Source organism: Bacillus sp. AK124 (assembly GCF_053903085.1).
In genome coordinates this window covers 1,004,688-1,017,462 of record NZ_CP096378.1, presented here as the reverse complement: position 1 = coordinate 1,017,462, position 12,775 = coordinate 1,004,688, and the positions used below count along the sequence as shown (strand labels likewise).

The window sequence follows — 12,775 nt, the reverse complement described above, 5'->3', positions numbered from 1 at the left end:
TTAGTCAATCTTAAATTTTTTCGTCAAATCGCGCAGTTCTTCAGCCATTTGTTCAAGCGTAGCCGCAGAAGAACTGATTTCTTCCATTGAAGCGAGCTGTTCTTCAGCCGAAGCGGCGATGTCTTGAATGCTTCCTGAGCTTTCACGCGATACGTCTGCAATTTCTTCAACCGCTCCCGCGACATGCTGTGACCCTTCTGACAGCTCTTCAACTGCCGCATTCATCGTCTGCAGCTTGCCCGCGATTTCGTTTGTCATGTCATAAATCTGCTTAAAGCTTGTATCTGTTTCGTCTGTGATGGTAAGTCCCGACTGTACTTCACGGTTGACGTCCTGGAACATGTCCAGCGACTTTCCGATCTCATTGACGATTTCCTGAATGAGCGCTTCGATTTCTTTTGCCGATGAGGCGGATTGCTCAGCCAGTTTGCGCACTTCTTCAGCCACTACTGAAAACCCTCTCCCGGCTTCACCGGCTCTTGCGGCTTCAATTGCAGCGTTCAACGCGAGCAAATTCGTCTGATCTGCGATGCCGTTGATCACCCGCAGGATTGCCGTAATGTCTTTTGACTTGCTTTCAAGTCCTTTCACGACGGATTCTGCCTGTTTAACGGAATGATCGATGGAATTCATTTGTCCGACCGTTTTTTGAACAAGCTCTCCGCCTGTACCGGCAATGTCTGTCGATTGAATGGATGATTCTGTAATCGATGCTGAAACTTTGGACATTTCATGCAATTGGCTGTTCATGTCAGCCAGCTGCTGTGCACTGACTTCCACTTTCTCGTTTTGGCTTTCGTTTCCGTTTGAAAATTGTTCGATCGCAGATGTAATATGTTCTGTCGCCTTGCTTGTCTGATCCGCGCTCGCGGTCAGCTGCTCTGACGAAGAAGCGACGTTTTCAACTGATGTCTGAATGACGCTGATTAAAGAGCTCAGCGATTCGGCCATTTCGTTGAAGCTTGATCCGAGCTGTCCGATTTCATCTTTTGAACGGACAGTGATTTTTTGCGTCAAGTCGCCTCCGCTGATGCTTTTCGCAGAGGAAACGAGTTCGCGGAGCGGACCTGTGATCGATCTGATGATGAAAATCATCAGAAGCACACCGATGATGATGCTGACGCCCAACGTAATCAAAGCTGCATTCAACACAGGCTGTGACGCTTCTTTTAGTTCAGTGATATACATGGTTCCGCCGATTTTCCAGCCGGTCAGTTTATTGGTCGCGAATGCCATCTGCTTTTCGCCGTCAGACGTATATTTGATTGTTCCTTTGTCATTGGCGTATACTTTTTCAACCCAGCTGCCTTCGATGTCTGAGCCCGCATCATGTTTCGGGTGGGCGACAAACTTTTTATCGGCGCTGGTGATAAAGGCAAAGCCTTTTTTCCCGATGGTCACGCGTTCTGTCGCTTTAATGAGCTCTTCGATTTTCATATTGACGGCGACCACGCCGGATCCGTCTTCATGCATCTTGGCGATGGTGATAACCATCGTTCCGGTTGACGCCGTTTTGTAAGGGTCTGTAATAATGACTTCGCCCTTGTGTTCGGCGGCTTTTTTATACCAGTCCCGCTCTACCGGATTATATCCGCTCGGCATTTCCTGATCCGGGTAGCGGATGAACTTTCCGTCCTTTGATCCGGTAAAGATCCCTTCAACATCGGGATGGAGCTTGGCGAACTGTTCGAATTTCACTTTTAAAGCGTCGCTTTCTTTTCCTTTAAAAGAGTTTTCTTTAATGAACCCGCTGAAATAGGACATGGCATTTGTTTTCTGGCTGATATTCTGATTGATGATTTCGTTCAGCTGATTAACGTTTTCGCGCGCATTGTCCATGATTTCTCCGTCAAGCGTACTGCTTGCCGTTTGATACGCGCTATAGGAGAGGACGATGATTGGAACAGTTAAAATAAGCAAGAATGAAAGAATTAATTTCTTTGCAATGGAGGGACGTTTCACCCAATTTATAATATTTTCCATAGAATTGTTGACTCCTCTTTTCTGTTATATTTCTAATATCGGATTCTTTTAAAAGTTTTTATACGCGTTTTATAACTTTTTATAGTCTAAAATAACTAAAAAAACATCCGGAGGAAAACCGGATGTTTTAAAGCTATTCAATCTTAAATTTCCGTGTCAAATCACGCAGTTCTTCAGCCAGCTCCGCCAATGTGGTGGAAGATGCGCTGATCTCTTCCATAGAAGCGAGCTGTTCCTCGGCTGAAGCGGCGATGTCCTGAATGCTTGCCGAACTTTCTTTCGATACATCAGCGATTTCTTCGACCGCGCCCGCGACTTGGCGGGAACCTTGCGTCAATTGTTCGACAGCGGCATTCATCGTCTGCAGCTTGCCTGCGATATCATTGGTCATATCGTAAATCGTTTTGAAGCTTGTCTCTGTTTCATCTGTGATTCGAAGTCCTGACTGTACTTCATGATTGACCGATTTGAACATGTTCAGGGAGTTGTCGATTTCCTTGACGATTTCCTGAATTAAATGTTCAATTTCCTTCGCCGAACCGGCGGATTGTGCGGCGAGCTTCCTGACTTCTTCAGCCACTACCGAGAAGCCGCGGCCCGATTCCCCGGCCCTTGCCGCTTCGATCGCTGCATTGAGCGCGAGCAGATTCGTTTGATCGGCGATTCCGTTAATCACACGCAAAATGCTTGTGATGTCTTTTGATTTGGCTTCGAGCCCTTTGACGACCGCTTCCGCTTGCTTGACAGACCGATCGATCGAGTTCATTTGGCCGACCGTCTTTTGAACAAGCTCTTCCCCTTTGCCTGCAATCTCAGTCGATTTCAGCGACGCATCAGTAATCGCGGCTGAAGTTTTTGACATGTCATATAACCCGTCGTTCATTTCATTCAGCTGATGCGAGCTTGCTTCGACTTTTTCTTTCTGGCTTTCATTACCGTCAGAAAACTGTTCAATGGCCATTGTAATATGCTCAGTCGCTTTGCTTGTCTGCTCTGCGCTGGCATGAAGCTCTTCAGATGAAGAAGCTACATTGTCAACTGATGATTGAATGACACTGATTAAAGAGCGCAGCGATTCGGCCATTTCATTAAAGCTTGTACCGAGCTGACCGAATTCGTCTTTTGAACGGACTGCGATTTTTTGTGTCAAGTCGCCGCCGCTGATGCTCTTTGCGGATGACACGAGCTCGCTTAACGGCTTGCTGATTCCGCGGATAATGAAGTAGATGAGAATCCCGCCGAGCACGATCGCGGCTGCCAAAATGATGATCGCCATGTGGAAGACAGGCTGAGCAGCCTCTGATATCTCATCCGTGAACATCGTTCCGCCGATTTTCCAGCCGGTCAGCTTGTTCGTCGTAAAGGCCATTCTCTTTTCTTTTCCTTCAAATGTATATTGAAAATCACCTTTTTCACTGCCGTACATTTTTGTAACCCAGTCGCCTTTGCCTTCGGTTCCGGCTTCGATCTTCGGATGAGCGACATATTTTTTATCATTGCTTGAGATAAACGCAAAGCCGCTTTTTCCGATGTTGACGCGTTCTGTCGCTTTGATAAGTTCATCGATTTTCATGTTAACGGCAACAACCCCTGAGCCGTCCTCCGTCTGCTTTGCAATCGTAACGACCATCGTTCTGGTCGACGCTGTTTTATAAGGGTTTGTGATAATCGCTTTTCCTTTATTTTCAACGGCTTGCTTATACCAGTCCCTATCCGCCGGGTTATAATCTTTCGCCATTTTTTCAGCGGGATAGCGGATGAACTTGCCGTCTTTTGAACCTGTGTAGATCGCTTCCACATCCTGGTTCAGCTTGGCGTACTGCTCGAATCTCTCTACAAGTGATGCGTTCCCTTTTTCTTGATAAAGCTTTTCATTCACCCAGCCGCTGAAAAAAGAGACGGCCTGCTCTTTCTTTCCGATATTCTGGTCTATGATCTCATTCAGCTGTTCGACATTATCGCGCGCGCTTCTCATGATTTCCGTTTCAAGAGAGCTTCCCGCCGTTTGGTACGCACTATAGGATAAGGCCAAAATCGGCAAAGTTAAAACCAATATAAAGCTGAAAAACAGCCTTTTTGAGATAGACGGACGTTTAAGCCAGTCCAATACCTTTTTCATTTGATATAACTCCTTTAGCTTCTAGATTATGAAACTAATATCGGAGCTTTCATTTACTTTTGCATATTAAAAAACTTTAAAAAGTATTTCTGAAGATTCTTAAAAAAGAGCTTAAAAAAGAGGCTGACCAGCAGCCTCTTTTCATCAAATTTTAAACTTTTTCGTTAAGTCGCGCAGTTCTTCAGCCATTTGTTCGAGCGTCGCAGCGGATGAGCTGATTTCTTCCATTGAAGCCAGCTGTTCTTCCGCTGAAGCAGCGATGTCTTGAATGCCGGCAGAGCTTTCACGCGATACGTCGGCGATCTCTTCGACCGCGTCGGATATTTCGTGAGAACCTGTTGACAAATGCTCTACTGCGGCGTTCATCGTCTGCAGCTTGCCTGCGATTTCGTTCGTCATGTCGTAAATATGTTTAAAACTCGTTTCCGTTTCTTCCGTAATTTCGAGCCCTGACTGTACTTCTTGGTTGACCGATTTGAACATGTTGAGCGAATGTTCGATTTCCTTGACGATATCCTGAATCAACTCTTCGATTTCTTTTGCCGATCCTGCTGATTGGGCCGCAAGCTTTCTGACTTCTTCAGCGACAACCGAGAATCCTCTGCCTGATTCGCCGGCCCGCGCTGCCTCTATGGCGGCGTTCAGCGCCAGTAAATTCGTTTGATCAGCGATTCCGTTTATGACGCGCAGGATCGCGGTGATATCTTTCGATTTCGCTTCTAGCCCTTTGACAACCTGTTCGGCCTGTCTGACGGACTTGTTGATCGAATTCATCTGCCCGACGGTTTGTTGGACGAGCTCTCCGCCTGTTTCGGCAATTTCCGTCGATTTACCCGAGGATTCTGTAATCGATTCCGATACGCCTGCGATTTCATTCAGCTTGTCATTCATTTGGCTGAGCCGCTGGGAGCTCGCTTCGACTTTTTCATTTTGACTTTCAGCGCCGCTTGAGAACCGCTCGATGGCTAATGTAATGTGCTCCGTCGCTTTACTTGTCTGGTCGGCGCTTGCCGTCAGCTGCTCTGATGAAGATGCCACATTGTCGACCGATTCCTGAATTGTGCTGATCAGCGAACGCAATGAGTCAGCCATTTCGTTGAAGCTTGCGCCCAGCTGTCCGAATTCGTCTCTGGAGCGGACATCGATTTTTTGTGTCAGATCTCCTTCACTGATGCTTTTTGCAGAAGAGACGAGTTGATTTAAAGGCTTGCTGATCGCGCGGACGATAAAGTAAACAAGAATGCCGCCCAGAATAATCGCGCCTGCCAATGTCATGACTGCCATGTGAAGCACAGGCTGTGCAGCGTCTTTAATCTCTGCTGTATTCATCTCTCCGCCGATTTTCCAGCCTGTTAGTTTATTGGTCGTGAAGACCGTTTTCTTTTCTTTGCCTTTTTCATTAAATGTGAACAAGCCGCTCTCTTTGCTGAACATCTGCTCTGTCAAATCGGCTTCTGCTTCTGTGCCGGCTTTCATTTTCGGATGGGCGACATACGTTTTCCCTTCGCCGATGATGAATGCATAGCCGGTTTTTCCGATGCTGATGCTGTTTGCCGATTTGATCAGCTTGTCAATGTTTAAGTCAAGGGCGACTACGCCTGATCCGTCTTTGTTCTGCTTGGCGATCGTGACGACCATATGGCCTGTTGATGCAGACTCATAAGGTTCAGTTACAATCGTTTTCCCTTTTTCCTGGACAGCCTGTTTGTACCAGTCGCGTTCTACCGGGTCATACCCGTCAGGCAATGGAGCATTCGGATATTGTGCGTAAACGCTATCCTCCGAACCGGTGAATACGAGTTCGACGTCGGGATTTTGTTTTGCAAATTGCTCAAACCGCTGTTTAATGGCGGTCTGCCCTTTCTCTTTGTACGCTTTTTGATCAATCCATTTGCTGAAATACGCAATAGAAGTCTCCTTGCTGCCGATATCTTGCTGAATGATGTCGTTCAGTTCATCGATATTGTCTTTCGCACTTCTCAAAATCTCATCCTCAAGCGTGCTGCTGGCCGTAAAATATGAAGTAGCCGAAAGAACCAAGATCGGAATTGTTAAAATGAATATAAATGAAAAAATTAATTTTTTAGAAATAGAAGGCCGTTTCATCCAATTTAAAAGCTTTTTCATGTGTGATTCCCCTTTCTCTACTTTTATCGGAGACGGGATCTATTTTTTAAGTAAAAAAAGCGGAAAATTAGACCGTTTTCCTGCCCAAGCATCAGGCATACGCTAATAAAAAAGGGAAAAGGGTGTATCCTATGATAAGTGTTTCGGGCTACTGGCTCCGTCCTGAGGATATCGAAAAACTGAATGTCAGTCAGACGCAAAGAGACATTGCCAACCGGATGCTGGCCATGCCGTCCAGATATAGATACGGTTCAATCTCAGAACTGTTATTTGAGCTGAGATTCAGAGTGCATACCGTCGAATCAGCCAGAGAGCTGATCAACAGCGGAGCAAAGTTTGCCACCTTTTCAAAGACATACGGGAATGAAGAGTTTTGGAGGGTGACGCCTGAGGGGGCTTTGGAGTTGAAGTACAGAGCGCCGGCTTCAAAGGCGATTCGAAATATTTTCGAAAGCGGCTCTCTTTATGCTTTTGAGTGCGCAACTGCGATTGTCATCATTTTTTATATGGCGCTCCTCAAAACGATCGGCGATCAGACATTTGACCGGAATTATCAAAGAATCATTTTATACGATTGGCATTATGAGCGGCTGCCGATCTATACGGATAAGGGGAACGACTACCTTCCGGGAGACTGCCTGTATTTCAAGAACCCTGAATTCGATCCCGAAAGACCGCAGTGGCGCGGAGAAAACGCTATTTTACTTGAAAATAATCTCTATGCGGCACACGGTCTGGGGATCTTAAGCGGCGAAACGATCATTGAAAAACTGAACGGGCTGAGAAAGCCTCATGCACAGACGTCCGCCTATCTGCTTTCTCAAGTGACACGGGTTGATATTCCTGCATTAATACAAATGATCAGATAGCACATCGGCAGGCGCAAGCTGATCCATCAGCTCCTTCACCGTCGTTAGCCGGACGGAGGCCCGCACGCCCTGCCCGGACCACAATGACATGCCGTCCGGATTCCCTTCAAGCTTCGCCTGTTTTCTCATCGGCTGCGTCAGCGTATTTTGCAGAGGATAAGGCAGCGCTTCAACTTCGTCCGGGCGCCTGTCTTCCATCCATTGATTGACGATGCCTCTTGCCGGCTTCCCTGAGAACAAACGGGTCAGCCTTGTGTCTGTTTCAACCGCTTCGAGCAATTTTTGTTTGTATGCAGGGTGTGTTCCGCTTTCTTCGCACGTCAAAAAAGCGGTGCCGATTTGAACGCCCTGTGCGCCGAGGGCAAAAGCTGCCGCAACACCTCTTTTGTCAAAAATGCCGCCCGCTGCAATAATCGGAACCGACACATGATCTGCCGCTTGGGGAATTAAAGCCATCGAGCCGACAGCGGGTTCTCCCTTCGTTTTCAAAAAGGCACCCCTGTGGCCGCCAGCTTCACTTCCTTGAACAACGATGACATCCATCCCCAATTCTTCAAGCATCAAGGCTTCTTCAACCGAAACGGCGGTGCCCATTAAACAGCAGTTTCGGTCTTTCAGTTCTTTGACGGCATCGGCCGGCGGCGGGCCAAACGTAAATGAAACGGCGCTGACCCCTTCCCTTAAAATGATTTCGATTTTCTCGTAAAAATCGTCCCAATCGTGTTTCTCTTCTGGCACGGGTGAAGCCGAATGCGCATAAGGTATCTTCTCTTTCCACCCTTCATATTCTTCCCGTCTGACGTTTTCCCGTTTTTCCGGAATGAAGAGGTTGACTTGAAACCCGGCTGATGTCAGCTTTTTAGTCTCCAGAATCTGTCGTTGAAGAACTTCCGGCGTCAAATAGCCGGATGCAAGGCTGCCTAAGCCGCCGCAATCTGATACGGCGGCGGCGAGCCTTGGTGTTGTCGGTCCACCCGCCATCGGCGCCTGGATCACAGGCTTTGATAAAGAGAGACGTTCCATGAACTGATTCATTTTATTTTCTCCTTTCAATCGGCTGTGATTTTAAAATAGCATGTCCGGTGCCTCGGGCCGTCGAACTCGCAAAAATATATGCCCTGCCAAGTCCCGAGGACAAGCCTGCCCCCTTCAATGATCATATGTTGCGATGCCCCGACCGTGCTCGCTTTCAAATGCGCCGCAGTATTCCCTTCCATATGGCGGTCAAGCTCATGTTCCCACGGATACACTTCATCGAACCGTCTCAGCATATCGCGTTTAACATCGGGGTCGGCATTTTCATTAATCGTTATGCCTGCCGTTGTATGCGGACAATAGACAATAACAGTGCCGCTGGAAACGCCATTTTCTGAAATGAATCTTTGGACGTCATTTGTAATATCAAGCATTTCATCGCGCCGGTTTGTTTGAATCTGTATTTTTTTCAACATACGAATCCGCTCCTTTCCTGGCACCCTTTCTCTATTCGTTATAAATCGCCGATTTCCTGTCTGATCATGTAAACGCGCGCCTCATAAGGCTTCATCACAAAAGATGTAAGGTGCTTGTGCGCGTTGATATCAGCATTTGACAGCAGCAGTCCGTCCGTACATAACGGGTATGCGGGATGGTGGTAATACGCCTGGCGCGCGCTAAGGTTGACGATCACGATGGCCGTTTCTTCCCGAAGCTTCCGCAAGTATGCGAAAATCTGCCGGTCCTCAGGCAAGAGCAGTTCATATGATCCGTCGATGAAGACGTCATACCGCTTTCTGATCGCGATCAACCGTTTATAAAAATGATAGACTGACCGGGGGTCATGCTGCTGATGAACTGTATTGATCAGCTTGTAATTTTCGTTCATGCAGAGCCACGGTTCTCCTTTAGTAAAGCCGGCATTTGGCCGATCCGTCCATTGCATCGGCGTGCGGGCGTGATCCCTGCTCTTTTTCCAAACCGCCTTCATGATGTCTTCGTGTGAGCGGCCCTTTTCTTTTTGAATCCGGTAATCATTTTTAATCGATACGTCATCATAATCATCTATATCGAAGAAAATCGCGTTTGTCATTCCGATTTCCTGCCCTTGATAAATAAACGGGGTGCCTTTCATCAAAAAATACATCGCAGCTAAGGCCTTGGCGCTGTCTACTCTGTATTTCCCGTCATCTCCCCAGACTGAAACGGCCCGGGGTTGATCATGATTTTCGATAAAAAGCGCGTTCCACCCTTTCCCCTCAAGAGCCGATTGCCAGTTTGACAATATCCGCTTGAGTTCGGGGAGATCGAGTTCTCCGCCTTCAATCCCCCAAAGACCGAGGTGTTCAAATTGGAAAATCATGCTGAATATCCCGTTTGATTCTCCAACCCAGTCCTCCGCTTCTTCAGCGCTGACACCGTTTGCTTCGCCGACTGTCATGATATGGGGATACCCGGCGAACGTATTTTCTTTTAGTTCCTGCAATAACGCTATAATCCCGTCGACATTCATATGATAAGCAAATGAAGGCACAAAAGAGAGCCCTTCCGGATTCGGCAGATCCGGAAGTCCTTCTTTTTTCTTAATGTGTGAAATCGCGTCAACCCTGAACCCGTCGATTCCTTTTTGAAGCCACCAGTTGACCATGTCATAAAGAGCGCTTCGCATGTCACTGTTTTCCCAATTCAGATCCGGCTGCTTTTCGTGAAACAGGTGCAGATAATATTGCTCTGTTTTTTCGTCATAAGTCCAGGCTGAGCCGCCGAATATGCTTTCCCAGTTGTTCGGTTCGCTCCCGTCCTTTCCGTCTTGCCAAATATACCAGTCCCGCTTCCCGGAATTCCGCTCTGCCCTTGATTCGATAAACCATGGATGTTCATCGCTCGTATGATTGATGACGAGATCGATGATCAGTTTCATTCCGAGCTGATGCGCTTCAGTCAGCAGAGCGTCAAAGTCGTCCATCGTGCCAAATTCCGGCATAATGCTTTGATAATCCCTGATGTCATAACCGTTATCGGCATTGGGAGAATCAAAGACCGGACAAATCCAAATGGCATCTGCCCCGAGCTCCCTGATATACGGAAGCTTCTCTCTGATCCCGTTGATATCTCCGATGCCATCCCCGTTCGAATCCATAAAACTGCGCGGATACACTTGATATATGACAGCCTCTTTCCACCATGCCCTTGTCATTCAAACACCCCTTGTTGTATGAATAAAATATTTTTAGACTCCGAACATAAACATCCTATAAACTTTGATATACCAACGATTATACGTTTCTCAATACTAAATATGCTTTGCGGCTTATAAATCCTTTGAAGGCAGCAAGGGTGATGGCAAGAGTAGGTGAAAGAAGCTTTAATCCTTTTGAAACGGAGCATCTGTTAATACAGAATATGTAAAGCATAAATTACAGTTGCTTTTTTACCTATCGGTAAGTAAAATAAATATACAGATTATGCTAAGGATGATTTCAATGAAAAAGAAAATGAACACCCAAGATGCGATTGTTGAAGCAGCATTTACTCTTATTGCCCAACACGGCCTAAAAGGCACGAGCCTTTCAATGATTGCATCGGAAGTCGGCATTTCTAAACCGGCTATTTACTATTATTTCCCTTCTAAAGAAGAGCTGGTGGATTATCTATTTCACATTGTATTTGATGATCACAATTTCTCTGAATTTTTTTCAATCAATGAGTACACGAAGGAGAACTTTAAAAAACGATTAATAACAGACGGCATACGCTATTTTGAAGAGTATAAACATAACTCTCCTGCTTTAAAAGTGGTACACGAGTTTGTTTTAAGTGCAGCACAAAAACCAAGATATGAGAAAAAGCTTAAATCTATCATGGAACAATTCTTAGAAGGTTTTGAAGCTTTGCTTTCTTACGGTGTCGAACTCGGTGTCATCTCTTCTAAAAACACCAAAGTGAATGCACACTCCCTTGCCCTGATCATTGATAATTTGGGTAACTTTATGATTTTAGGAATCGAGATGGATTATAAAAAAATATGGGAAACAGCAGTCAGTCATGTGATGAAAGGCAGTGAAAGATTTTGAATCAGGAAACGATTATTGGATTATCTAAAATAGAGAAAACCTTATATTGGATCATTCCACCGGTTTTAGGAGCTGTTCTTGGATGGTTTTTGCCTGTTATAGCCGATTGGTTATTGACCATTCCAATCGTTCCTTTTAAAGGGCCTTTGGAATTTATCACATCACTAAACAATTTCTGGGTTTCAATTATCGCTGCAGTTATCGGAATCGTTGCCGGCCTATTTTTTTCACAATATATTTTCACTGAAATTCTTCAGGTGTTCATCTCTGATCAAAATGTGAAGCTGTTGTTTAAAGAGAAAGAAGTAGTGATTGAGAAAAAAGACATTTCTGCAGTTTATCTTGAGAATAAGGATCTTGTTGTTCTTGATCATAAGGGTACTGAATTGTACCGTGAACAACTTGAATCAAAGAGAGCCCTTGCAGAAAGTGCTTTTAAACATCACGGCTATAAATGGGCAGACGAAGATCCTTTTAAGAATGAGTATCAACGCTGGGTTGCGGATCACCCCGATTTTCCCTCGCATATCAATACGCTACTTTTAGCCAGAGAACGAGCTTTACTGGATAATAAACATGAAGAAGCAAAAATTCTGCGCAAAGACCTGGCAAAGCTTGGAGTGGTTATACAGGATGAAGATAAACGGCAATACGTAAGGATGGTATCGTAATATTTCAGTTGCGAACGCCTAAAAAAGAACATTTGGAATAAATTAAACACCGCTCTTTTTGTGAAAGAGCGGTGTGAATCCATCAGCGGACTGTTACGTCCCAATTGGAAATATTAATTTGTCCTGTGCCTCCGAAAACTTCCGTCCCGAATTCCACACTGCTGACATACTTTGTTTTGGAAAGCCAATGTTTGGAGTCGGCAAGATAATTCGTGAAATCCCGAACATTCAGGTTCGCACGTTGGGTGTTTGCCGTTCTGACAAATGAAAACACGTTCCATCCTTTGCCGCTTCCAGCATCAATATAGCCTTTATATACTTTCCAATTGTGCCCGCCGATCGAAACAGTTTCGACATAAGAACCGGCAGGTCCGGCATTTGTGTTATTGAGCCAGATCATAATCTCATCGGTTGGAGCCGAACCCCAGCTTGCCTTGTTTGTATTGTGGAGCCAAATGTCATATGCGGCATTGTACGTGCCGTTCGCACTGATCGAATAGCTGACTTTCGTGTTGATGTTTTTTTGATCTGACAATCGGGTCGGGAAGCCGCTGCCCGCAGTATAGCCTTCAGTCCAATGCCAGCCGCTGACGATCGACGGATAAGCTTTTACTGTGCTTGTATTGCTCGGCCAATTCCATACCCAGCCCATGTCTGAATCATTGTTATGATAAATGGTCTGCCACCAGCCGCTGACCTGGTCGGCTCCCCAAACATTGTTGAATATGTAGTATTTTTTGTTTTTAAAATACAATTTATCCGACGGGTTTGATGACGAAGCAGCAAGCGCTGAGAGCGGCCCCGTCAGCAGCATGATACATACAGCTCCCCATAGCAGGATAGCTTTTAGCAAATGGTTGTTTCTCACGTATTGAAAACCTCCTCATATTTATACACCCTATTATAAAAAAGAACGAAACGGAGTACATTCGTAAAAAGTCATGAATTTCCATAGAT

Annotated in this window: 10 protein-coding genes; 3 read left to right on the top strand and 7 right to left on the bottom strand. The window is 45.8% G+C overall.

Features of this window, described 5'->3' with window-relative positions; all coding sequences use genetic code 11:
- From tlpB (M1E06_RS05015) to tlpB (M1E06_RS05005), 3 genes are all read right to left on the bottom strand, one after another.
- Complete coding sequence (gene tlpB / locus M1E06_RS05015) at positions 1-1,983, bottom strand: methyl-accepting chemotaxis protein TlpB (RefSeq protein ID WP_020452745.1); 1,983 nt, start codon at positions 1,981-1,983, stop codon at positions 1-3.
- 133 nt (positions 1,984-2,116) lie between these two features.
- Complete coding sequence (gene tlpB, locus M1E06_RS05010; protein WP_020452746.1) at positions 2,117-4,102, bottom strand: methyl-accepting chemotaxis protein TlpB; 1,986 nt, start codon at positions 4,100-4,102, stop codon at positions 2,117-2,119.
- A 144-nt stretch (positions 4,103-4,246) separates the two neighbouring features.
- On the bottom strand, positions 4,247-6,208 hold the full coding sequence (gene tlpB, locus M1E06_RS05005) for a methyl-accepting chemotaxis protein TlpB (protein WP_456270909.1): 1,962 nt from the start codon (positions 6,206-6,208) through the stop codon (positions 4,247-4,249).
- 152 nt (positions 6,209-6,360) lie between these two features.
- Here tlpB (M1E06_RS05005) and M1E06_RS05000 point away from each other — a divergent pair, with 152 nt between their 5' ends.
- Entirely contained in the window at positions 6,361-7,098 is a 738-nt protein-coding gene (locus M1E06_RS05000) for a protein-glutamine gamma-glutamyltransferase (protein ID WP_020452748.1), read from the top strand.
- On the opposite strand, the gene M1E06_RS04995 is transcribed toward M1E06_RS05000, so the two are convergent.
- From M1E06_RS04995 to M1E06_RS04985, 3 genes are read right to left on the bottom strand one after another with little or no spacing between them, the layout of a single operon-like run.
- Entirely contained in the window at positions 7,078-8,133 is a 1,056-nt protein-coding gene (locus M1E06_RS04995) for a nitronate monooxygenase (RefSeq protein WP_020452749.1), read from the bottom strand. The genes M1E06_RS05000 and M1E06_RS04995 overlap by 21 nt on opposite strands.
- Positions 8,134-8,147: 14 nt before the next feature.
- Positions 8,148-8,549 carry a secondary thiamine-phosphate synthase enzyme YjbQ gene (locus tag M1E06_RS04990; RefSeq protein WP_020452750.1) on the bottom strand — a complete coding sequence of 134 codons (402 nt, stop codon included), beginning with the start codon at positions 8,547-8,549 and terminating at the stop codon, positions 8,148-8,150.
- 38 nt (positions 8,550-8,587) lie between these two features.
- Positions 8,588-10,270 carry a glycoside hydrolase family 13 protein gene (locus M1E06_RS04985; protein WP_020452751.1) on the bottom strand — a complete coding sequence of 561 codons (1,683 nt, stop codon included), beginning with the start codon at positions 10,268-10,270 and terminating at the stop codon, positions 8,588-8,590.
- 286 nt (positions 10,271-10,556) lie between these two features.
- On the opposite strand from M1E06_RS04985, the gene M1E06_RS04980 reads away from it, so the two are divergent.
- Both M1E06_RS04980 and M1E06_RS04975 read left to right on the top strand, forming a co-directional pair.
- Entirely contained in the window at positions 10,557-11,147 is a 591-nt protein-coding gene (locus tag M1E06_RS04980; protein ID WP_016886099.1) for a TetR/AcrR family transcriptional regulator, read from the top strand.
- A complete protein-coding gene (locus tag M1E06_RS04975; RefSeq protein ID WP_020452752.1) occupies positions 11,144-11,818 on the top strand; it encodes a YqeB family protein in 675 nt (224 codons plus the stop codon). The genes M1E06_RS04980 and M1E06_RS04975 overlap by 4 nt, the downstream gene beginning before the upstream one ends.
- Before the next feature lie 82 nt (positions 11,819-11,900).
- Here M1E06_RS04975 and M1E06_RS04970 read toward each other — a convergent pair whose 3' ends face one another.
- A complete protein-coding gene (locus M1E06_RS04970) occupies positions 11,901-12,686 on the bottom strand; it encodes a GH12 family glycosyl hydrolase domain-containing protein (RefSeq protein WP_020452753.1) in 786 nt (261 codons plus the stop codon).
- Positions 12,687-12,775: the final 89 nt, after the last annotated feature.

Bases quoted from the DNA above. Each gene is read 5' to 3' on its own strand.
- M1E06_RS04980 (WP_016886099.1), top strand. From the start codon at position 10,557: ATGAAAAAGAAAATGAACACCCAAGATGCGATTGTTGAAGCAGCATTT.
- tlpB (WP_456270909.1), bottom strand. From the start codon at position 6,208: ATGAAACGGCCTTCTATTTCTAAAAAATTAATTTTTTCATTTATATTC.
- tlpB (WP_020452745.1), bottom strand. From the start codon at position 1,983: ATGGAAAATATTATAAATTGGGTGAAACGTCCCTCCATTGCAAAGAAA.
- M1E06_RS04990 (WP_020452750.1), bottom strand. From the start codon at position 8,549: ATGTTGAAAAAAATACAGATTCAAACAAACCGGCGCGATGAAATGCTT.
- tlpB (WP_020452746.1), bottom strand. From the start codon at position 4,102: ATGAAAAAGGTATTGGACTGGCTTAAACGTCCGTCTATCTCAAAAAGG.
- M1E06_RS05000 (WP_020452748.1), top strand. From the start codon at position 6,361: ATGATAAGTGTTTCGGGCTACTGGCTCCGTCCTGAGGATATCGAAAAA.
- M1E06_RS04985 (WP_020452751.1), bottom strand. From the start codon at position 10,270: ATGACAAGGGCATGGTGGAAAGAGGCTGTCATATATCAAGTGTATCCG.
- M1E06_RS04995 (WP_020452749.1), bottom strand. From the start codon at position 8,133: ATGAATCAGTTCATGGAACGTCTCTCTTTATCAAAGCCTGTGATCCAG.